Below are 22,291 nucleotides of genomic sequence, written 5' to 3' on the forward strand. Positions count from 1 at the left end.
TACTCACCTGCGCTCACTCTTCACCTTCTTCAATAGCCCCTCTTGCCTTATTTACAGCCGCAGCAGCAACTTGACTAGCACCTCCAGCAGCAGCTTTGGCAGCAGATAAAGCTTTATTCACCATTTGTGCAGGAGTGCTACCCGAACCAAGTGCTGCTCTGTGGTTACCAGCAAGTTCAGCAGCCATACCAGGAAGAACGTTTAAAAAGTGGTAAAAGAGGAATAATACTAAACACAATTTTAATAATTCTCCGATTATAGAGCTGTCAAACTCCATGTATGTAAAGTCGAATAGACCAAGTATGCTGCTCTTTTTAAAGCTATAATTTTGCATCATACATGCGAGAGTAGTTTCATTTTTATCACATTCCCCATCTTTCAATTTAAACCAATGTTTTTTCTTGCTATATGAGATTTCTGCTTGTTTCTTTTCATATGACTCGTCCAGTTTAAAATTTAAATTTTTAAAATAGATTTTATCACATGCTATGAACATAAAAGATAGAAATGAAAAAAGGATAACTGGGTATAAACTGTAGGTAATTAACTCTTTTAGCCAACCATCAAAATATCCCTTAGTATGTTGAAACAAAACCATAGGAATAAATAAAGGCGATAAGATGATAATTACACTAAGCGCAACTAAAGATAAGATAAGTACATAGCACATCCACAAAATAACCATCATCATCAAAATGGCCATAAATATACAGACAAGAGCTACTAAGATCTGTCCACCAGCAAAAATAATACCGATTACCGAACCTGCAACTAATAAGACAGGAGCAGCACCAAGCAAAATTGTTAATGTTACAGCACCCCCCGTACCGATTTTGCCACCAATTCCATCTAAAGGTGCTCCTAAATAAAATAAAATCCTGCAATCAAGCCTATCCCAAGGTGCAAGATAACTGTAAGATACCCTCTTTCCTGCGCGATCGTATTCATAATCTGTACCTGCCTCATAATTACATATATTTTTACTTTCAGATGACGCTTTAAGCACTATCTCTGACAAACCATTTGAAAGCTTTGTTAATTCTCCGTAATAATGAGACATGGTGCTACCTGTCGTAAAGTAAATCACTAAAGCAAATTTAATGATCAACATGTACATTTCTTGCAGACTACGCACTCCACCAGACATAACTTTTATAGAGAACAGTATTAAAGCTAAAACTAGAACAGCAGTTACAGTATTTTTCAACCTTCCTTGTGCTACAGATAAAAAACTACCCTTCCCCTGTCCTTTTTTTTCTCCATCTTCATATTTTAGCTTATCACCATTTGAGTCAATACCTGCCACTAAATTATCTAACGACTCCTTAATACATTGCACTATCATAGAAGTTATAGGAATAGGAGATAATGATTTACTCCCTGCTTGATTGTAGCAAGCTTCAGAGACATACGAGCTAAAACAGCTTTTATTGTCATAACCTACAAAAATTTTTCCTTCTTTTTCTTTTTTCCTGATAAGAGTTTTATAATCGTCATCCCTGTTGATAAAACTCCTTTCTTCACCACCTGTACCATCTTTATTTTTGAATAATATCACAGATTGTTCACACATAGGAGCAATCGGATCAGGTGGTAATTCCATGCATCCTATATCAATTCCTTGCGGCCAAGCAGTTCCAGCTGAACTAACTTCAGCCAATTCCACACATAACCTACCCATTTTTCTCACTGCCCTGAACGTTGATCCATGTATGTCTTCGCTCTGCCCAGCTTTAAGCACTTTACATTCTAGATCGCCATCAACCTTCGGAGACCATGACCCACTTTCATATCTAGTATCTTTCTCTCTGATATCAAAATCTATGTATCCATCTTCCCCTCTGAAATTAAAGTCATTCGTCTTGAAAAGGTTACCAAATGTTAAAGGATTGCGATGACATACTTCTATGTATTCACTATATTGTACCCCATTTTTTGGCCAGTAGTAGTGTTCCCTATCAACATTCACAACATCCCAATCAGTAAAGTTTAAAATATCTTTCTCTTTTTGTTTTCCATCTTTTCCTGATCTTTTCTGTAATGCAGAAAAATATTCATCTTCTGTTCGATAATTTTTATCTGTATCACCACTATAACCTGTATCTTTTAGTTTAAAATTTTTATATCTCCCATCATTATCGTATGCAACTGGATGCCTAATAAAACTATGCTGACAAACAATAAGTCCCCCAACTGCCTTCCAGACTCCAACAATTGCAGCTATCATTCCAACGATAACAAGAGCAGTAAATAAACCAGCAGAAGAGACAATCAAAACAATACCAGTAAATATTGCACTAATAGCAATTGCTATCCCAGCAACTGCTGCAGCTGTTTCAAACGCCTTACAGTCAGGATCAGAGGCACGGCTAAAACTACCATTAGAATTAAACCTGCTAACAAATTCTGTCTTTTCAGTACCACTTACTACATCTGCAAATACTGGATATGAGAGTAAAAAATCTATATTTAATAAAAATATCGCAACTAACAGTAATGACAGTTTAGTTTTAAACATTTTTCACCTTTTGATAAAACACAGGCAACCACATCTTTGGATCATCTCCGAGTTCTTTCAATATATCATGTAACAATAGGACACTTTCTGCACGTCCAGATAACACGTTGACCACATCATCTAAATCTTTCAGATCTATTCTAGCTACCACAGCATTAACTCCCTGCTTTACTAAAAAGAATCTAGTACTTGGATCTGTGTGTTTGATCAGTATGTACTCACGTTCAGTTAACATAAAAACATCTCGATAGACACTAGTAGCTTTCAGATTTGGCAAAAAAATTTGTGTTGCTGTTTGCTGTACAAGCGTATCACTAATAGCACTTTTACTTGCATCTTCAACACTCTGAGTAGCAAAAATCACAAAAGCATTTAACTTTCTCAGCACTTTCAACCAGTCTTTTATCTTAGGTGCAAAAACTGAATTATCTATTAACGCCCATGCTTCATCAAGAACAATAATAGATGGAGTGCCATCAAGCGATATACTAATCCTATGAAACAAATAAATCAAGACCGGCCCAAGAGCAACAGGATCTTTTAGCAAGCTAGCCATTTCAAAGCCAAACACTCTTGCTTTTGAAAAATCTAGCAAATCTTCTTTATTGTCAAATATTGCAGCATGAGAGCCATCATCATGCCACATAGATATTGCTCCAGCTAGAGTAGCAGGGCCCGCAAGTCCTAAAAATGGTACAAGATTTCTCAAAAATCTGTCTTCTTTTTTTAATTTAAAATTTCCCTCAATTGCATCATTAATTCTAGCAATATCTTCTGAAGTGAATTTATCGTTGTACACTAAAATTAAAGATTTTATCCATTCCATCAAAAATGTTTTATTATCAGGAGTATCGTCAAGTTGCAGAGGATTAAAATTTGTCTTAGTTCTTGGTTTTATTATAGTATAGATACCACCAAGTGCTCTTAAAAAAATTTCTGCACCGCGATCTTTATCAAAAAAGAATATTCTTGGAGAAAATTTCATTGCTTGAGCACATAAAAAATTCATTAAAACAGTTTTGCCAGCACCTGTTGGCCCAATTATCATAGTATGTCCAACATCCCTTATATGAAAGTTGAAGAAAAATGGAGTGCCAGATGTTGTATCAAAAACTGTAACAGCATCTCCCCAGTGGTTATTGAATTTTTTACCAGTAGGATAATTATGTTGAGATGCAAAACCGGCCAAATTAAGACTACTTATTGTACCTTTTCTTACTATATAATCAAAATTACTAGGAATTTGCGCCCAAAATGCTGGTTCTAGATTAACCCTCTCACGAACAGGATAAACACCACAATTAGAAAGCTCCGATTCAACCAATGATAAAGCATTGTCCAATGATTTAGGGCTTTTTTCTATACATAAAATAGTTAAATGGTGTTCACCAAACGCAATTTTACCACTCATTGCATCATCAAGCGCATGAGAAATTTCTGCTATTTGAGAAATAGCTTTATCTGCAGATTGTATCATACGATTTTGCTGTATCTGCATTTTCGCAATTGCCATTTGCCTATTTGTAAATTGAAAAGACTGCGTGATAATAAATTCATAAGGAAGTTGTAAAAAAGAATCAAGCATTCCTGCAGAAGTATTATTTCCATATTCTTTGATACTAACTATTCCAGCATATTTACTTTCATTATGAGTCACAACCTGTATCATCTTATGGCCAAAAAATAACCTATGAACTGGTAAGTATCTTGATATTTCAGTTTTTAGTGGAAAAAGCGTATTTGTAACAAAGCCACAATTTACAATTCTAGACAAAAACTCCATTATTTCACAAAACAGTCCGTTTGGAGTTTCTTTGACTCCAAGGACTTTAGGCGAATAATTCCTAAGGCTTGTTATTATACGATTTGTCGTTTCCTCTAAATCTTCATAGGTATCACGCATATCACTTTCCCAAGCATGTTTTGAAGTTACATGCCCAAATTTTTTCAGTAGATGTGATAAAAATTCTACTCCCTTTGTATCTGCCCTACGAATAATCGTAATGTATAAATCATTAATAAAAGATTGCCTAGTTGCGTGTTTTTCTCTCCATTTTAGATTTACGTGGTTAGCAAAAAAATTTGGTAAACTCTGATTTGCAAATTCATCAGAAAAGATATTCTTCTTACGCCTGATGGTATGAAAGTACAAACTAAATGCTGGAGATGAAATGCTTCTTAGCATCTGATTTCTGATATTATTTTGTATCACCAAGTCTTCATCATCGGCCGTTTCAAACGCAAAGCCATTTAATTTTATAAATTTAACTAACCAATTCTGCTTTGTTATCAAGGTTGTACTATTCCAATAGCAAGAATAAGGTATAAATTCGGCAGCGTGAACCTCTCTACTTAGAATAGATTTATTCTTTGATTGAATAGCTCTAAATCTCAACATTGCATAACATCAAGTAATGTCATAAGAATTGGCTCCATGATAAAACCGATTTAAACATTTGGAGCATTTTCCCAACTTTACCATAAATAACTCAATAAACAACGGTTCCTTTGCAGAAGCTATATAGCCAAGTCCATGTATACCTGGTAACATCAGGAGAATTACTCTAAGATCATTTGTATTAATGAAAATTAGCATGCAAATTAGAACGTTTAATATTGCAAACATATAACTCACACCAAAGAGCATTGCAGGTCTTGTAAGACCTTTAAATAGTTGATTCGTTTGTATGATGCCAGTAGACATATCTTTAACCTTCTAATAAGAGCTCTAACACTAATACTACATCATTAATTAAAAATCTATTGAAATGAATAGCACTTTAGGTAAGATAATTAATTTAAATTCAATGATTATAAGCTGGCCATTTCAAGAAGCAGAAAAAATACTACAAGAATTCCCTAATAAAAAAGAGATAATATTTGAGACTGGTTATGGTCCCTCAGGTTTACCACATATTGGTACTTTTGGGGAAGTTTTTCGTACCACAGTTATTGCAAACGCTCTAAAAAAAATAGCTCCTAGTATAAAAACCAAAATCATTGCAGTTTCCGACGATATGGATGGTTTGCGAAAAATACCAGATAATGTACCAAATCAGGAAATGCTAAGAGAGAATCTGAACAAGTCATTAACCATGATACCTGACCCATTTGGCACTCATGAGAGTTATGGTCATCACATGAATTCGTTGTTGTGTAAATTTCTTGATTTGTTTGGATTTGAATACGAATTTAGGAGTGCAACAGAGTGTTATAAATCTGGCGTTTACGATGAAAAACTTTTACTCCTGCTGAAAAATTATGATAAAGTGATGGACATAATGCTTCCATCATTTCGGGAAGAAAGGCAGCAGACTTACAGTCCATTCTTGCCGATATGCCCAAAAAATTCCCAAGTTTTACAAGTTCCAGTAATTGAAACAAATACAGATAAAGGAACAATCACGTATGAAGACCGAAACGGGGAAAAAATAGAAGTTCCAGTGACAAAAGGAAAATGTAAACTGCAATGGAAACCTGATTGGGGGATGAGGTGGGCTGCATTCGGAGTTAATTACGAAGCTCATGGAAAGGATTTGACTCCATCTGCTGTGCTTTCAAGTCAAATATGTAAAATACTTGGAGAAAAGCCACCGCTTTTGTTTTGCTATGAGTTATTTCTTGATAAAGAAGGAAAGAAGATATCAAAATCAAAAGGAAACGGTATTTCAATTGAGGAGTGGCTAACTTATGCACCCACAGAGAGTTTAGCGTTATACATCTTTCAGAGTCCTAAAAAAGCTAAACGTTTACATTTTGATGTGATACCAAAATCAACCGATGAGTATTTGGAGTTTGTTAAGCGCTATAACGAAAATGAGAAAAATAATGCATCTACTTCAGAGTCATCTACTGTCATTCCAGTGTCAAGCACTGGAATGACACCTAATGAGGAGTCTAATCCTGTATGGCACATCCATCAAGGTAAAGTTCCAAACGTAGAAACTTCAGGCATAAATTTTTCGTTACTTTTAAACCTGGCAGCAGCTTGTAATGCTGAAAATAAAGAGATTCTTTGGGGTTTTATATCAACTTATGCACCAAACGTTACACCAGAAAGCAACAAAATGCTAGATAGGCTTTCGGATTTTGCAGTTAGGTATTATCACGACTTCATCAAGCCAACAAAAGCGTATAAAGCTTCAAACGAAAAAGAGAAAGAAGCGTTACTAAATTTAAAGAACAACCTACATTCCCTGCCTATTACAGCCACTGCTGAAGAGATTCAATTTCAGGTTTTCTCCATCGGAAAAAAACATCATTACAATAACTTACGCGATTGGTTTCAGTTTTTGTATGAAACATTACTCGGACAAAAAACCGGTCCTAGAATGGGATCTTTTATCAAGCTTTATGGGATAGATAATACAATCTCTCTTATAGAAAGTGCTAATGAACGTACACTTTAGAGTTTACCTTCTTCCATTTGAGCTCTCTAGTTTTATTACTTGACAAACCTTCCCACTTTCCTTATTATGCTAATAAAGGTATTTATCCTTGTTTTTGGGCTCAACGACAAAATTCAGTAAAAAACTCAGATATTTATTGGCAAATTACATAAAATTATAGCAGCTTTTTTTATTTTTTCTACATTCAGCCAAATCGCGCTTGTTAGCACATTATCAATTTAAATTATTAAAACTCGTTACACGGGAATTTTTTTGTCTTTTTTCTGCTTAGTAAATTTCTTAATATTCATAGCTAAAGTAATTTTAGAGAGCCAGCGCGTAACCAACCTGGTCAGTTTTCTGAATCCCAGCGCTGGGATGACACCATTTGCTGTCTTCAAAATGAATGTTCATACACCTAGGATGTTTAAACCTTAATTCTGTTTTGGTGTTAAGCAAGGTATCCTAGTATCTAGATACCTTGCTAAATAAGAAAACCTGGAGAAAAGAAAGAAGAGACTTCTTCTTTCTACTTAACTACACTGTTACACTTGACTTTGAAGAAGTTTCTGATTATACACCAGCTCCATTTAGCTTGTTACCAAGACTTGACTTTGCTTGTGCAATAGCGTCCTTTAACTCATCACAAGGCTTATACACTTCATATATAATACCACCAGCAACAATTCTTGTGAGTACAGCAGCAGCCACAGCTATCCCAGCCATAGCACCTACTGATAATGACACACCAAAAAAATATGCATAAGTAACTACTATAGCAGCTACACAAGATGCAATAATAAATATATGAGCACCCAAGTCTACTGCTTTCCCAATTGCTTTTTTAGTAAATATTTCTGCCAGATTTTTGTTACAACGATCTTTTACTAAAGGATCAGCACCGGCTTCTAATAGAGCTCTTACTATCTTGTGATGACCTTTATCAACAGCTATATACAAAGGAGTTTTTCCAGATCCATCTTGAAAATTAACATTTATACCTTTTACTTCTAATAGAGCTTTTACTACATTTTCTTGATTATATAGACATGCTAAATGTAATAATTTTAATTCTTTTTTGCGAAAATAATCATCAACACTCAATTTATAATTTATATCAAAATTTTTCTTCTTCCATTCTGCATCAGTAGATGGGTCTGCTTTTTGTAGTTGCTTTTGTATTTTTTCAACTATGTTATTACCATTCAAATCATTTTCACAATTTACTATACTTAATATCTGTTTGAACAATGCTAAATACATATAAAATTCTCCTATAAAAATAATAATATACTTTAATTATCATATACTTAAGCAATAAAGTCAAGAATTTAATTAATTATCATAAATATTTAAACAGGAAAAAGGGGCTTTTGTGCGAGCGTTATTAATCTTCAGTTTAATAGGATAAGATTCGTCAACATTTCTGTAAGTATCTGCTATACAGAATAGTTGCCACCAATAAAGCCTAAACTTACTAAATACATTTCTGTAGATTCAGATCTACTTGATTTTGGTTTAAAATATCTTACTGTTTTAAACATTTTTTTTAGCTCATTGCAGAAATCTTTATCAGACTCTCCTTGAAAAATTTTTACTACAAATTTGCCATCATGATTCACAAAATGCTTTGCAAAATTGAGTGCTGCTTCGCATAAAAGCATAATTCTGATATGATCTAACGATTTTAAACCGCAAGATTCGGGTGCCATATCAGATAAAATTACATCAAATTTGTGATCCTTGAATTTTTCTCTTAAAATTTCAAGTTCGCTGATAATATCACACTGTATACACTCTACTCCACTAATTGCGTTTATTGGTTTTATGTCAACAGCAATCACACTCGCTCCTTTCTTAGATGCAACTTGTGACCATCCACCAGGAAAAGCGCCAAGATCAATAATTTTTTGCCCTTGTTGGAGTAGTTTAAATTTATCGTCTATTTCTATTAATTTATATGCCGAGCGCGATCTATAACCGTCCTTATTGGTTTTTTGCACATACTGATCATTCAAATGGCGATGCAGCCATCTTGTTGAAGATAATTTTCTACCTCTAGCTGTTTTTACTCTGGTCTTTATACTAATAACCTACTTATTATTGATTATATCTTTGAGCTCTTTTTCAACTACTTCTTTTACCAATGCATGTAGATACTTATTCAGCCACTCTGAAAGCTGAGGTTTTAAAAGAGATACAACTAATTCTTCAACAGTAAGATCCGCTCTTTTTTGTTGTTTATGCCGTAGTTCGCTTTGCATCTTTTCAAGCAATGTTTTAATTTCCTCCATATTTTCTTTTAAAACTAAATGCTCGTTACTTTGTTCTTGATAGCTCACTTTGTTATTACTCATTTGGATATTATCATACAAATTTTTCTCTTCTGAGTTGTAAATATGGCTATTAAATAGGTTATTCATTTTCTCACTTTGGCAATTATTCTCTTCTTCACTATTTTCTTTTTCTTCGATTTCTTCTTGGTACTCCTCTTCAAGGCATAATACGTCATCATCTTCATCTATTATTTCTGCTCTATCGCCACTTGGATTTTTACCCGATATAGCTTTTTTTATATCTTCTAGTATATCTTTTACAGATTGATTATCGCTCATACCATTAAATTTAAAGGTTTATACTATTTATCATAAAAAGCAAGTTGTAAACACTAATTACATAATTGCTTTTTGCCTGAATTAGATCGGAACGTGCTTTAAATAATTCATCTTCAGTATCCAAAAGATCAGTTGTGCTCTTTAAATGCAAGTTTACTTCTTGCTCAACTCCTTCTAATGCTAAAGCTGCCGCTTTTTCTGCTTCTTGACTTGCTTTAATAATAGCTTTTGCTGTCAGCACGTTATTCCAAGCATTTATAACTGCTTGTTCTATATTTTTTACTGCTTCGTAATAATCGTAAGTAGATTGCTTTGCATCCATTTTAGCTCTACTAACATCAAAAACATTAACTCCTCTTTTAAAGATCGGAATATCAAGAGTAAAGACAACATTCACATTTTCTAGTAACGTGTCTAATTTTATATTGTCCTTTCCAAAATTTTTACTTGCGCTTAGATTCAAAAAAGGAAGCCACTTGGAACTTTCAGCAATCACTTCCATTCCAGCAGCTCTTTTTTTATAAATAGCTGCTTTTAGGGACAAGTTGTTGATTTTTGCTAACTGTAAACATTCATTTAATTCTGGTATAGAAGGTAGTTTACCATTAGTCTCGTGAAGATTATCAGCATCTTCACCAATTAAATGATAGCAAGCAATATTAGCGAGCTTTAATTCACCTTCAGCATCAACTCTTTTGGATATAGAAGATGAAAATTTTGCTTTCGCGAACAAAACTTCAGCATTAGTAACTTCTCCAAGAGAAAAGCGTTTTTTCATAGCTGATAAGTGTTCTAAAGAAACACGTTCTTTATGTTCTCCCAGTTTTAATATTTCTGCCTTTTGTAAAACATTAACATATGCTTTCACAGCGCTGAGTGCAACTTCTTGCTTAGATTGCTGAAATCTAATTTTTGCTGCTTTAAGAAGATGATTTGATCGGCTGAATGTAGCAAAAGTGCCACCACCATCTATTATTCTTTGACTTAATGTTAGACGTTTTCCAGAGTTTTGTAGACCGTTAATAACATTAAAATTACTATCGAAATTATATTGTAAATTGATGTCAGGTAAAAAACCAGCCAATCCAGAAGATTTTAGTTGTTTTTCAGCACTTTTATATTGGTAAAATTGAGACTTTATTTTTGAGCTGTTTTTGATAGCTTTGCTTATAGCTTCCTCTAAATCAATTGCATGGCAATCTATGGTACAAAAAGCAATTACAAATATAATAATCAATCGAAACATTTTGCTTTCTAGCATGTTGTTTAAGTTATTAGCATAAATTACTTTAATAATCAATAACTAATGTTGTTGACACTATCAAGCAACTTAGTATATCATAATCTAATCTTATGTATTGATATATGAAAACTTTTTTCTTAAAAGAGAAACAAATTGATAAAAAATGGCTTGTTATAGATGCAAAAGGATTAGTAGTAGGAAGGCTTGCAGCATTTGTAGCAATGTTATTGCGTGGAAAACATAAACCTGAATATACACCTCATATGGACTGTGGTGATAATGTAATCATTGTTAATGCAGAAAAGGTACATTTTACCGGAAAGAAACTTAAAGATAAAATCTACTATAGGCATACAGGTTATTCTGGTGGTTTAAAGAAAACTACTCTAGATAATATTTTAAATGGCAAATTCCCTGAGCGTGTGATAAAAATGGCAGTAAAAAGAATGATTGATGATGGTCCTATGGCACGTAGACGGTTTGAAAATTTGTATGTTTATTCTGGTTCAGAACACAAGCATCAAGGACAGCAACCTGAAAAAATAGATTTTGCCTCTTTAAATCGTAAAAATAAGAAATAATGGAGTAAAAAGTGAAAATAAATAATAATGATCAGCCAAAAAAGGCAATGATTGACTCACTTGGTCGTTCATATGCCACAGGTCGAAGGAAAGAATCTGTAGCAAGAGTATGGATGAAGCCAGGAAGTGGAAAATTTAGTGTTAATAAAAAAGATGATTTAATTTCTTATTTTAAAAGAGAATCACTGTGTCAAATGATTAAAGCGCCATTCATAGTAACTTCTATGTTAGATAGGTATGATGTGTTTGCAACTGTAAAAGGTGGAGGACTATCTGGCCAAGCAGGTGCCTTAGCTCATGGAATAAGCAGAGCTTTAAGTAGTATAAGTCAAGATCTACACTCTATATTACGTAAAGGTGGATTCCTAACTAGAGATTCACGTGTTGTTGAGCGTAAGAAATATGGTCAACATAAAGCTCGGAAAAAATGTCAGTTTTCTAAGAGATAATTGTTTCATAATGGTATTTTTTTATAAATATTATACAAGTTCTTACAAGGATTTATGACATTTTCTCTTTTTATGACGAATTTAGTTGACTACTGGCATTAGCATAATATGCTGTTTATGTAATTTTTCAATATCAAGGTAATTTATGAGTAAAGAAGATATAGTAAACCAACTGAGTAAAGAGTGCTCTAGTCAAGGTATAGATATAACAAAAGCTAGTTTGGGTAAGTTTTATGATATTTTTATGGAAATAATCAAGAACGATCTAAATCTTAAAGGTGAAATACGTTTACATGGAATAGGGACATTCTCTACTGCTATAAGTAAGGAAAGACAATGCCGTAATCCTCAAAATGGTGAGATTATGACCGTTTCTGAAAAGATAAGGATCAGGTTTAAAGCAAGTCAAGCTCTTTCAAGTGCTTTAAATAACAAAGAGAAAGCATCAGCTATTTAGATATAGTCATTTTCATCTTTTTAGTTACATTGTGTAAGCCATGAAATATAGCCTCGCTGATTAAAGAATGGCCTATATTAAGAGCTGAGATGTGAGGTATCTCTTTTATTCTTTTAGCATGTTTATAATTTATGCCATGCCCTGCGTGGCATTCTATTCCTAGCTTATTAATGTATTCTGCAGAGTTAGTAATAAGTTTTAATTTTTCTTCTGATGGATTATCACAGTAATCCCCTGTGTGAATTTCTATTATGTCAGGCTTTCTTTCTAGCTTCTCAAGATATTTTAGTTGATTAATATTTGGATCGATAAACAGTGAGACTTTTATGTCAAAGCTGTGCATTTCCTCTATTATACCAGAAAGTTTACTGTGCATATTCACGATATCCAGGCCACCTTCGGTTGTTAATTCTTCTCTTTTTTCTGGTACTATACAAATCGAATAGGGTTTTACTTCTTTTGCTATTTTGAGCATTTCTTCCGTAGCTGCGATTTCAAGATTTAACTCAGTGCTAATGTTTTGTTTTAGATTGAATACATCCTCATCTCTGATATGCCTTCTGTCTTCTCGTAAGTGTACGGTGATAAAATCTGCTCCAGCATCAATAGCTATTTTTGCTGCTTTTAATGGATCTGGATAAGAAGCTCCACGTGCGTTGCGAAGGGTTGCAATGTGATCAATATTAACGCCCAATTTCACAATCTACTTCAAAAATTATTTATAAATTATACATATTATTAGATCTTATGCATTTGATTGTTTTACGCCATAGCTGAAAGACGGAGCTAGCAGTTATACCAATTCTCATTGTTGGCAAGTCAAATAAGAAACATTCAAAATTGTTTGATTGTGGAAGTGGAAAGAGAAGTAATAAATTTGCATACACTTGCCCTTTTTTACAGTTAATCTAGTTTATAGAACTACTCGTGGCAATCCAAACAAGATTTTTTCTCATAATCAAGTTATAGTAAACGGGGACAATTTTTCGCATCTAAAAAATTTTAGATTTAGGATTGAAATTAATAAGTGGAATGATTATGTAGTGCATGTATTAGTAAAAGGAGGTACAACATGAGTAATATAGTTCATTTAAATAAAAAACAATAATCGTGATAATTTTAGTGTAAGAGGGTTACAAAGAGCCGTTGATGACATGTTTGATAGCTTTTTTACAGGATGGAACCCAGAGCTTTCCAAAAGAGGCAGTAGTCTACTACCAGTTTGTGATTTTTATGAAACAAAGGAAAGCTATTGCCTATCATTAGAGTTACCAGGTATTCCTAAAGAAAGCATAGACATTAGTATATCTGGCGATAACTTAATAGTGAAGGGTGAAAAAACATGTGATAATGAATCAAAAGATAAGCAGTTTTACCATAAAGAAAGGTACTATGGTTCTTTCTATAGATCTATTCAACTTCCAACAAATGTAGAGCAAGATAAGGTATCTGCCAACTTTTTAGATGGGGTATTGCATGTAACCATACCTAAGTCAGAGAAACACATCAAGAAAATTGATGTAAAGTAACCAGTAAGTAATAGCAGGCTTCTGACCTTGAGGCTTGCTATTTTAATATCTGTTCAGCAGAGTGGCAAAATAAGGTAAACGAGAAAAGACAACTAAATGAGTGTCATGAAAGTAGCTGATGCTGGATCCCTTATGAAGGTGTCATCTTAGCACCCAGACACTGATTTTTTAATTGAAAATGTTGTCTTGTTTGTGATAAATTTTGCTGGATGCCAGTGTCGAGCACTGGCATGACATTATAGAAGCTGGAATTACAGTGTAAGCTACTTTCATGACACTCATTTAGTTGTCTTTTTTGCCACTTTGCTGAACAGATATGTAAAATATTAACTTAGCAATACAGTTTATTTCAAAAATTATCTATAGATTAGACACACCATTAGATCTTATGCATAGTCATTTTTTAATGCCATAGCTGAGACAGAGCTACTCTTCTTGCTCCCATTATCATGAAACTGTATAATACTAAAGCATAACGGTGTAATAAAATATGAAAAAATACCAATAAAAAAAGGTAAAATAACTTAATAGTTAAAACCATAGGTGCCAGTTGGTTTTTAACTTAAAAATAAAAGTCAAGTATCAGGAATTCTAGACATAAACCCTCCTATATGAATAAAGAGCTAGCAAAAATAAACTTATATTTTTTTTGCTGAAATTTAATTATTTGATGAAAAAACCTGCAGGTGAATACAGATTTTGGATCCTAAAGAATCTTCATTTTCCACTGTAATGAAGCTATTAGAGTTTGTCAAGTAATTTTTTATTTAAACTGCTCGCAATCTTTTTATACACTCATCTTTACCAAGAATTACCATGATATCGATGATTCCAGGCGCATCCATTATTCCAGTTATTGGGGCGCGTAATGAGTGGTATATATCGCTCATTTTTATATTATGTAATTTTGAAAATTCCTTAATCTGAGAAGATAAAAAATTCTTATTCCAATCTTCACTACCTATAATCGAAAGAAATGATGCAAGTAACTTAATTACATCGAGGTTAGATTTGACAATTTGCTGAGCTTCTTCACTAAAATCAACTTGAATATAAAACTTTGCTAAGTCCAGCAGTTCAGTTAGATAGTTTGCTCTTTTTTTTAGCTCTGTCAGTCCCTGCATTAAATAGCCCTTTTTTTTGTCAGTTAGAGTATTTTCTCTAAGCATTAGAGTCAGAATATCTTCATTGCTCATATTACTAATATAGTGGTTATTCAAATGCTCCAGTTTTTTGAAATCGAGCCGTGCAGGTGAACGACCGATGCTTTCTAAATTAAACCACTCTATTGCTTGCTCATCGCTAATAATCTCATCGTTGCCATGACTCCAGCCAAGTCTTAGCAAGTAATTACGCATTACCTGTGGCAATATTCCCATCTTTTCATAATCGCAAACACTTGTAGCGCCATGTCTTTTAGATAACTTATTCCCGTCTTCTCCATGAATTAGCGGTACATGTGCAAAGCGTGGGACATCAAAATCAAGAGCCTGATATATTAGTAATTGTTTGAAGGTATTAGTGAGATGATCAGAGCCACGTATAATATCGGTTATTCCGGCATCATGGTCATCAACCACTACAGCAAAAATATATGTTGGAGTATTGTCAGAGCGCAAGATTACTATGTCATCAAGCTGATCGCTACTTATTGTAACTTGGCCGTATATTTTATCGTCAACAACAATATCTTCTGAGTCTGGCACTTTGAAGCGAACAACAGGCTCTGCATTTGATGTCGAATGAGTACACTTATGCTTATATATTTTTCCTTCTTCCCTTGCTTTTGCCTTCTTTTCTGCAATTTCATTCTCGGGGCAGTAACAATGATACGCCCTACCCTTTTCAACTAAAAGATTTGCAACCTCAATGTGCTGCTCTATTTTTTTTGATTGATATATTATTTCCCCATCATAGTTTATTCCAAGCCATTTTAACCCATCTATTATTGCATCAATTGCTTCCTGTGTTGAACGTTTTCTGTCGGTATCCTCAATCCTTAGTAAAAACTGGCCACCATGACGCTGCACATAGAGCCAATTAAATAAAGCTGTGCGAGCTCCTCCAATATGTAAAAATCCTGTTGGTGATGGAGCGAATCTAGTGACTATACCTGGCATATTTGTCTATTGTGATAACGTAACCGATGATAACTAAAATTTGCACTTGCAACAACGTGGAACTATAGTAAATTTGAAAGATCAATTTACATTTATTTTTAACAAACTGCATTGTATAATTTAATATTAGTGAATGCAGTGAGGTGTATATATGGATAATTTATTTGAAATTGCAAGAGGAGTTGTAACAAAAGAAGATGAAAATAAATTTATTGAAGCTTGCAAGAAAAGAGTTGCTTGTGTAGCTAAGCATAGAATTGATGAAAATGGAAACCCATTTCATATAGCAGCAAGTAAAGAGTTTCTATTATCTGCGTTACAGGAGATCATAAAGTATTTAGAAGAAGATACTGAGAGCAAAGTCAAGAAAGCAAAAGAAGCTAAAGAGTGGGAAGAAGTAAAAAGATTAGAAAAGGAACTTAAGAATAATAAGAAATATATTAAGGAAGCACTCCTCGATAAAAGCTATATTAAGGATGACGGGAAGAAGGCAGTATCACCCCTTTATTTCTTGGACCCTGAAGAGCGGAAGGAAGTTAAGCAAATTGCAGATATAAAATGTGGCTTTATATGTAATAAGAAGTTTCATATATGCTTATATATAGTAGGAGCTATAGTGTGTGCTATCACTATGTGTGTATCTTTGTATCTTCTATTTTCGGCTTCTCAATCTCTTGCATTGGCTTCAATAGCAACAATAGCTTCTGGAGGATCTTCATATCTGTTATTTAAGGCATGTAATGAAGTATATGGCCTCTATAACGAAAGTACTATAGTGACAGATCCTGATATTATGCAACTTTTAGATAGTGATTTAGCCCCAGTGTGAAGTATTTGCAGGTAGTAATATAGAAATTTACTTTCTTAACTTAAGAAAGTATACTGATAAGATGATAAGAAAGAAGTATAGTAAGATTTTAGTAGCGAACAGAGGGGAGATTACCTGCAAGATAATCAAAACTGCGCACAAGATGGGCATATCTTGTGTGTCTGTGTACTCAGATGCAGATGCAAATTCTGTGCATGTAAAGCAAGCAGATGAGTCAAGGCACATTGGCCCTTCGCCTGCTTATCTTAGTTACTTAAATATCGAAAAAATATGCGAAGTAGCAGTTGAAACAGGTGCCGAGGCGGTCCATCCTGGCTATGGGTTTTTAGCAGAAAATCCAGATTTTCCCCGTGCTCTGGAAAAACATAACATAGATTTCATTGGTCCAAGTGCAGAAACAATAGAAGTTACAGCCAATAAAATAACAGCAAAAGAAGAGGCAAGAAAAGCTGGAGTAAATGTAGTGCCAGGATATATGGGTAAGATCGAAGATGCTGCCCACGCAGCCATCGTTGCTGAAGAGATTGATTTTCCCGTTATGCTCAAAGCTGCATCAGGTGGTGGTGGCAAAGGAATGCGAATTGTATATTCCAAAAAAGAAATTGAACTAGCATTTACATCAGCAACAAATGAAGCAGAGAAAAGTTTTAAAGATGGTAGTATTTTCATAGAAAAATATATAGAACTACCAAGACACATCGAAATACAAATTATTGCAGATAAATACGGCAATATAGTGTGTCTTGGGGGGAGAGAGTGCTCGGTACAGAGGAATAATCAGAAAATAATAGAAGAAACACCAAGCCCATTTATTAGTGAAGAAGTAAGACAAAAAATGTATGCTCAATGTGTTTCTTTGGCAAAGCAAGTTGATTATTTTTCAGCAGGTACTGTCGAGTTTGTTGTAGATAAGAACCAAAACTTCTATTTTCTTGAGGTAAATACGAGATTACAAGTTGAGCATCCAGTAACAGAATTTGTCACTGGAATAGATATAGTGGAAGAGATGATCAGAATTTCTTGTGGAGAAAAATTAAGATTTGGTCAGAATGATATTAAACTTATTGGCTCTGCAATAGAAAGCAGAATTTGCGCTGAAGATCCATCAAAGAGATTTTTTCCTTCCAGCGGAAGAATCAAATATTACGACAAACCAGATGAAAATGGTCATGTAAGAATAGATGATGGAGTAGCTAGCGGTTCAGAAATCAGCATATTCTACGACTCAATGATTGCAAAAATTATAACCTATGGAAAAGATAGAATAGAGGCGATCAGCAGAATGCAAAAAGCTTTGTCTGAGTGCTATATAGGGGAAGTAATAAACAACATAGAATTTCTAGAATCTATCTTCCATAATCCAAATTTTATTGCAGCAAAGCTCCACACGAGATTCATTCCAGATCATTACCCTAGCGGGTTTCAAGGTGATTTTATTACAGAGGAATATATTAAAATATTTATTTTTATTGCACTGTATGTTCACTTAGAAAATGAGGGAAAGTATTACATTAAGTCAATAGATGAAGCATTCATAGTGAAAATAGACGATAATGAGTACTCCGTAAATGCAAAATATCAAGATAACACATTAACAACAGTATATAACCACAATAAATACTCCGTGGTAGGTAAGTGGAAACCAAGTTACAGGTTGTTATATATAACAATTAATGATGATACCAATATAGAACTTAAAATAGAAAGGCAAGGCAGCAAATACTTTATAAGACACGCAGGTATGAAAGCTAAATGTTGTGTATTGAAACCTCATGTAGCTGAACTAAGCAAATTAATGCTAAACAACAAAACAGAAGGGATTTCAGTAGACGCTGTAAAATCTCCAATATCAGGTTTATTGGTTAAATTACACGTCAATGCTGGAGATCAAGTAGAGGTAGGACAACCTCTATTTGTTGTAGAGGCAATGAAAATGGAAAATATAATATGTGCTGAATCAGAAATGGTGATAAAAAATATCCCTGTTAAAGAAGGAAAAAATATACATGCTGGTGATTTGGTATTAGATCTGATTTCTTAAATAATGCAAGCAGTATAAACCTGATCCAAATAAGATAAATGAAAACATTTGATGGGCTATAGCAATGGCCATTGGTATATGCAGCAACAAAGTGACTACTCCTAGAATTACCTGAATGATGACGGAGAATAGCATAACATATAATGGTTTTATACTGGCATTTGTTATTGTGAGTATTGCTGTCAGAACTAATATCAGCAATGCCAATGCCCGGTGTATGAATTGCACTGTTACTCTATTTTCAAAGATATTTAGCCAAGCAGGCTGTAAGTAAAATAAATCTTCTGGAACAATTTGTCCATCCATTAGTGGAAAGGTATTATAAATTAAACCAGCATTTAGCCCTGCAACAAATGCACCGAAGATTATTTGTATTGTAACTAGGACTAAAATTATCCATATGTAACATGTAATGTTGCTATTAATTTTAATTATTTGCTTTGGTTTGATTTGGTAATCAAAAAATTGATATGACAATAATGCAAATATAACCAATGCAAGCAGTAAGTGAAGTGCGAGCTTATAGTGACTAACATGAGGATTGACTACCAAACCGCTTTTAACCATATACCAACCGGCAAAAGCTTGTAAAATTCCAAATAATAGTGCTATAGATAGCCTTATTATTGTCTTCTTATCTACTCTTTTTCTGAGTATAAAATATATAAATGGTAAGATGAAAAATAAACCTGTCAGCCTTGCAATTAACCTGTGCACATATTCTATTAAGTATATGGTGCGAAACTCTTCCATACTCATACCATAATTAAATGCTTTATATTCAGGTGTAGCTTCATATTTTGATTTTTCTTTTAGCCAGTATTGTTCACTCAGCGGTGGCAATGTTCCGGTAATTGGTTTCCATTCCGTGATTGACAATCCTGCTTTTGAAAGTCTGGTAAATCCACCAATTCCCACCATGCAAATCACCATGAGAGAGCAGAGAAAAAACCAAATAGCTACAGGTTTTGCTTCCATAAGCCATGCTGAGTTTTATTCCATTGCTGAGGGTGAATAACAAATTCCCACAAAGCGAGAAAAGCTGCAACGCTATGTAGTAGACTATAGACGGGAAAAAATATTGATACTATATAAAAATAAAAAGGCATTTTTTGTTGTCTGATAGCTATTATCAAAAAAATCAAGTTAATACCGTATACTATTATAAAATAATATAAGAATAATTCATTCAAAAATTGAGTCAGCACCAATGAAAGTAACAAAAAAGGAGTCGTGAAAAATATAAAAGCTGAGGAACCAACAAAAAGGTTTAATAGCAAAACTCCCTTAAGCCCATTGTGCTTAAAAAGTAATTTTATATTTTTTAAATGAACGATATAAGTTTGCATATAACCTTTAATCCAGCGTGCTCTTTGTTTGATCCAAGCAAACACAGTAGTTGGTGATTCTTCCAATGTTTCTGAATCAATAATCCTGGTTTTATATCCCATTTGTACAAGTCTCAAACCAAGGTCAGCGTCTTCAGTGACATTGTAAGCATCCCAAAAAAGCACTTTCTTTAAAATTTCCACTGAAAAATGGTTACTGCTACCACCCAAAGGTATTGGCATGTTCATTTTTTGAAATCCAGGCAAAAAATATTGAAACCAGTGCATATACTCGAGAGAAAAGAATTTTGTAAGAAAATTGCAACCAAAGTTATAGTAATTTAATTTCGCCTGTACACAAGCCAACTTTTCGTCACCCTTATGAAATTCAATTAGTGCTTTTTTTAACTGCAACGGATCTGGCTTGTCATCTGCATCATATATTACCACATACTTTCCTCTAGCAAAGCTCATAGCATAATTGCACGATTTAGCTTTTGTTCTAGGCAGAGAATGAGGCACTTTTATTACTTCAAAATACTGTGGTAAAGTGCATTTTTCTATAGCTGCCAACATTTCTTGGTCATCGCTCTCTATCACAAGCTTTACATCTAATTTTGATTTTGGATAATCCAAACTTTCAATACTCTTAATCAATTGCTTTATAACCGCATTCTCTTTAAAAGCAGGCAATAAAATAGTATATATAGGTTCATTCATCTTATCATAATCTGCTTTTTGGTTAGAAATTTTACGCAAGCCAAAAATTTTAGTTACAAATTTGAATAAAGAACTAGAACATTCGATTATAAATATCAACACCAAAGCAAAATATGCATATTTTTTTGTCAGTGTTAAAGTCGAAATTATAACAAAAAAAGAGGAAAAAAAGATTGAACTGAGCCTAATGCTTTTAGCTGAAAAATTAAGATTCTTATAATATAAGTAGTTACTTGCGAATTCTGAAATACCAAAGTGCGAGTTAAGAAGATTTAAAATCTGTTCGCTATTCGCTTTTATTAATACATATTCAATACCGTAATGAGATTCGACCCAAAGGTTGATATCTTGGCTTATGTCTTCAACCATAAAAAAAGTAGTATCATTTAATTTTTGCCAAAGAATGATATTAAATCTATAGTAGAAAAATTTCTCTTGTTCTTTGCATAAACTAGAATCAAATTTAATTTTTTCTACATTATAAGTTTGAAGTACAGGCATTAAACTTAATGCAACTTTTTGCTCAAGTCACGTGAAAACGAAGATATAACCTCACTACTACGCTTATCATCTTTACGTTCATGCATTATTTTTTTTACAGCATCAGCAGCTATACTCGCTGTGTTAGCTTGTAAATCCCCAAGAGCTTTTTCAACTTGGTCAGTAACTTTCTTCAAATTAGAATGGGCATTTTCATCTAACGTTTGATCGAGTTGCTGTCTATTATGCTTAATAATACTATTAGCCTTATCAAGTGCTTCATTCATCATTTTGTTAACTTCTGCATCTAATTTTTTGTATTTTTCAGAAGATTTTTTGTAATACTCCAACATATCTTTTCTGAATTTTTTAGTTTCTTCACTTGAAAACTTGCTTTTGTTACGTTTATTGTTAAGTGCGTTTTTTATTACCTTCCTTAGCAATTTATATGAGAGGATAAAACTTACTAAAAAAGCAAGGCTGATAACTAGTAATGTAGACATAAAAATCCTAAAATTCTTTTGACACCAAGTCAGCAACAAATTCCTCTTCAATTTCAGAATTAGTTAACTTAGTGTAGTAAATTAAAGCAATACCAGTAGCCATTTGTTTTAACTCACTAATATACTTAGATTTAAATTTTGCCACTTTTTCTTCAACAAACTTGACCATTTTTTTGTCCTCCTCCTCCAATATACTCTTAACATTCGCTCTCATTTCTTCTACCTGAGCGAGGGCATCATCTATGATTTTTTTTGCCTGTGCTCTAGCTTGATTTAAAGCTGCATTATACTTGGCAATTTGTTCTTCTGTAAGTCTTAAAAGGTGAACAGAACTATTAAAAGAATCTAATATCCCTTTACTCCTAGTGTTTATTATTTTATCTAACTTTGGTAAGAACAAACAACTTACTACAAAAAAAAGTGAAGAGAAAAAGATTAAAAACCAAAAAACTTGAGAAAAGAAAGTGGAAACATCAAGCTGTGGCATCTG

20 protein-coding genes are annotated in these 22,291 nt (G+C 33.5%); 7 read left to right on the plus strand and 13 right to left on the minus strand.

Annotated features, from left to right (window positions below; translation table 11 throughout):
- Positions 1–13: 13 nt before the first annotated feature.
- Genes JSQ73_RS03255 through JSQ73_RS03265 form a run of 3 tightly spaced genes read right to left on the minus strand, consistent with a single transcriptional unit; the run spans position 14 to position 5,222 of the window.
- The gene (locus JSQ73_RS03255) at positions 14–2,518 is read right to left on the minus strand and encodes a TrbL/VirB6 family protein (protein WP_214249577.1); all 2,505 of its coding nucleotides are present in this window, start codon (positions 2,516–2,518) and stop codon (positions 14–16) included.
- Positions 2,511–4,916, minus strand: a complete 2,406-nt coding sequence (locus tag JSQ73_RS03260; RefSeq protein WP_214249578.1) for a VirB4 family type IV secretion/conjugal transfer ATPase — start codon at positions 4,914–4,916, stop codon at positions 2,511–2,513. The genes JSQ73_RS03255 and JSQ73_RS03260 overlap by 8 nt, the downstream gene beginning before the upstream one ends.
- Before the next feature lie 9 nt (positions 4,917–4,925).
- Positions 4,926–5,222 (minus strand): type IV secretion system protein VirB3, encoded by a 297-nt coding sequence (locus tag JSQ73_RS03265; RefSeq protein WP_214249579.1) that lies wholly within the window; start codon positions 5,220–5,222, stop codon positions 4,926–4,928.
- Positions 5,223–5,286: 64 nt separating this feature from the next.
- Here JSQ73_RS03265 and JSQ73_RS03270 point away from each other — a divergent pair, with 64 nt between their 5' ends.
- On the plus strand, positions 5,287–6,927 hold the full coding sequence (locus tag JSQ73_RS03270; protein ID WP_214249580.1) for a lysine--tRNA ligase: 1,641 nt from the start codon (positions 5,287–5,289) through the stop codon (positions 6,925–6,927).
- A 552-nt stretch (positions 6,928–7,479) separates the two neighbouring features.
- Here the strand turns inward: JSQ73_RS03270 and JSQ73_RS03275 are convergent.
- The 4 genes from JSQ73_RS03275 to JSQ73_RS03290 all read right to left on the minus strand — a co-directional run bounded on the left by JSQ73_RS03275 (position 7,480) and on the right by JSQ73_RS03290 (position 10,767).
- Positions 7,480–8,169, minus strand: a complete 690-nt coding sequence (locus tag JSQ73_RS03275) for an ankyrin repeat domain-containing protein (protein WP_214249581.1) — start codon at positions 8,167–8,169, stop codon at positions 7,480–7,482.
- Positions 8,170–8,345: 176 nt separating this feature from the next.
- Positions 8,346–8,924 carry an RlmE family RNA methyltransferase gene (locus JSQ73_RS03280; RefSeq protein ID WP_214249582.1) on the minus strand — a complete coding sequence of 193 codons (579 nt, stop codon included), beginning with the start codon at positions 8,922–8,924 and terminating at the stop codon, positions 8,346–8,348.
- Positions 8,925–8,999: 75 nt separating this feature from the next.
- A complete protein-coding gene (locus JSQ73_RS03285) occupies positions 9,000–9,521 on the minus strand; it encodes a PopZ family protein (RefSeq protein WP_214249583.1) in 522 nt (173 codons plus the stop codon).
- 10 nt (positions 9,522–9,531) lie between these two features.
- Positions 9,532–10,767 carry a TolC family protein gene (locus JSQ73_RS03290; protein WP_410543641.1) on the minus strand — a complete coding sequence of 412 codons (1,236 nt, stop codon included), beginning with the start codon at positions 10,765–10,767 and terminating at the stop codon, positions 9,532–9,534.
- A 119-nt stretch (positions 10,768–10,886) separates the two neighbouring features.
- Between JSQ73_RS03290 and rplM the strand changes: the two genes are divergently transcribed.
- From rplM to JSQ73_RS03305, 3 genes are all read left to right on the plus strand, one after another.
- Positions 10,887–11,345 (plus strand): 50S ribosomal protein L13, encoded by a 459-nt coding sequence (rplM, locus tag JSQ73_RS03295; protein WP_214249585.1) that lies wholly within the window; start codon positions 10,887–10,889, stop codon positions 11,343–11,345.
- 47 nt (positions 11,346–11,392) lie between these two features.
- Entirely contained in the window at positions 11,393–11,794 is a 402-nt protein-coding gene (gene rpsI / locus JSQ73_RS03300; protein ID WP_214249602.1) for a 30S ribosomal protein S9, read from the plus strand.
- A 145-nt stretch (positions 11,795–11,939) separates the two neighbouring features.
- Entirely contained in the window at positions 11,940–12,251 is a 312-nt protein-coding gene (locus JSQ73_RS03305) for an HU family DNA-binding protein (protein ID WP_214249586.1), read from the plus strand.
- On the opposite strand, the gene JSQ73_RS03310 is transcribed toward JSQ73_RS03305, so the two are convergent.
- Positions 12,244–12,951 (minus strand): pyridoxine 5'-phosphate synthase, encoded by a 708-nt coding sequence (locus JSQ73_RS03310; RefSeq protein ID WP_214249587.1) that lies wholly within the window; start codon positions 12,949–12,951, stop codon positions 12,244–12,246. The genes JSQ73_RS03305 and JSQ73_RS03310 overlap by 8 nt on opposite strands.
- Positions 12,952–13,405: 454 nt before the next feature.
- Between JSQ73_RS03310 and JSQ73_RS03315 the strand changes: the two genes are divergently transcribed.
- Positions 13,406–13,780 (plus strand): Hsp20/alpha crystallin family protein, encoded by a 375-nt coding sequence (locus JSQ73_RS03315; protein ID WP_234301630.1) that lies wholly within the window; start codon positions 13,406–13,408, stop codon positions 13,778–13,780.
- Positions 13,781–14,547: 767 nt separating this feature from the next.
- Here JSQ73_RS03315 and gltX read toward each other — a convergent pair.
- On the minus strand, positions 14,548–15,900 hold the full coding sequence (gene gltX, locus JSQ73_RS03320) for a glutamate--tRNA ligase (RefSeq protein WP_214249588.1): 1,353 nt from the start codon (positions 15,898–15,900) through the stop codon (positions 14,548–14,550).
- A 151-nt stretch (positions 15,901–16,051) separates the two neighbouring features.
- On the opposite strand from gltX, the gene JSQ73_RS03325 reads away from it, so the two are divergent.
- Positions 16,052–16,729: an ankyrin repeat domain-containing protein gene (locus JSQ73_RS03325; RefSeq protein WP_214249589.1), complete on the plus strand. Its 678-nt coding sequence runs from the start codon at positions 16,052–16,054 to the stop codon at positions 16,727–16,729.
- 61 nt (positions 16,730–16,790) lie between these two features.
- A complete protein-coding gene (locus JSQ73_RS03330; RefSeq protein ID WP_214249590.1) occupies positions 16,791–18,770 on the plus strand; it encodes an ATP-binding protein in 1,980 nt (659 codons plus the stop codon).
- Here the strand turns inward: JSQ73_RS03330 and JSQ73_RS03335 are convergent.
- From JSQ73_RS03335 to JSQ73_RS03350, 4 genes are read right to left on the minus strand one after another with little or no spacing between them, the layout of a single operon-like run.
- A complete protein-coding gene (locus JSQ73_RS03335) occupies positions 18,753–19,748 on the minus strand; it encodes a COX15/CtaA family protein (protein ID WP_214249591.1) in 996 nt (331 codons plus the stop codon). The two genes, JSQ73_RS03330 and JSQ73_RS03335, sit on opposite strands and share 18 nt — an antisense overlap.
- Entirely contained in the window at positions 19,730–21,319 is a 1,590-nt protein-coding gene (locus JSQ73_RS03340; RefSeq protein WP_214249592.1) for a glycosyltransferase family 2 protein, read from the minus strand. Before JSQ73_RS03340 ends, JSQ73_RS03335 begins: the two co-directional genes overlap by 19 nt.
- A gap of 5 nt (positions 21,320–21,324) precedes the next feature.
- Positions 21,325–21,801, minus strand: coding sequence for a F0F1 ATP synthase subunit B family protein (locus tag JSQ73_RS03345; protein ID WP_214249593.1), 477 nt, complete (start codon positions 21,799–21,801; stop codon positions 21,325–21,327).
- 7 nt (positions 21,802–21,808) lie between these two features.
- Complete coding sequence (locus JSQ73_RS03350) at positions 21,809–22,288, minus strand: F0F1 ATP synthase subunit B family protein (protein WP_214249594.1); 480 nt, start codon at positions 22,286–22,288, stop codon at positions 21,809–21,811.
- Between the last annotated feature and the right edge of the window lie 3 nt (positions 22,289–22,291).

The organism is Wolbachia endosymbiont of Anopheles demeilloni (assembly GCF_018491735.2).
Taxonomy (GTDB): domain Bacteria; phylum Pseudomonadota; class Alphaproteobacteria; order Rickettsiales; family Anaplasmataceae; genus Wolbachia.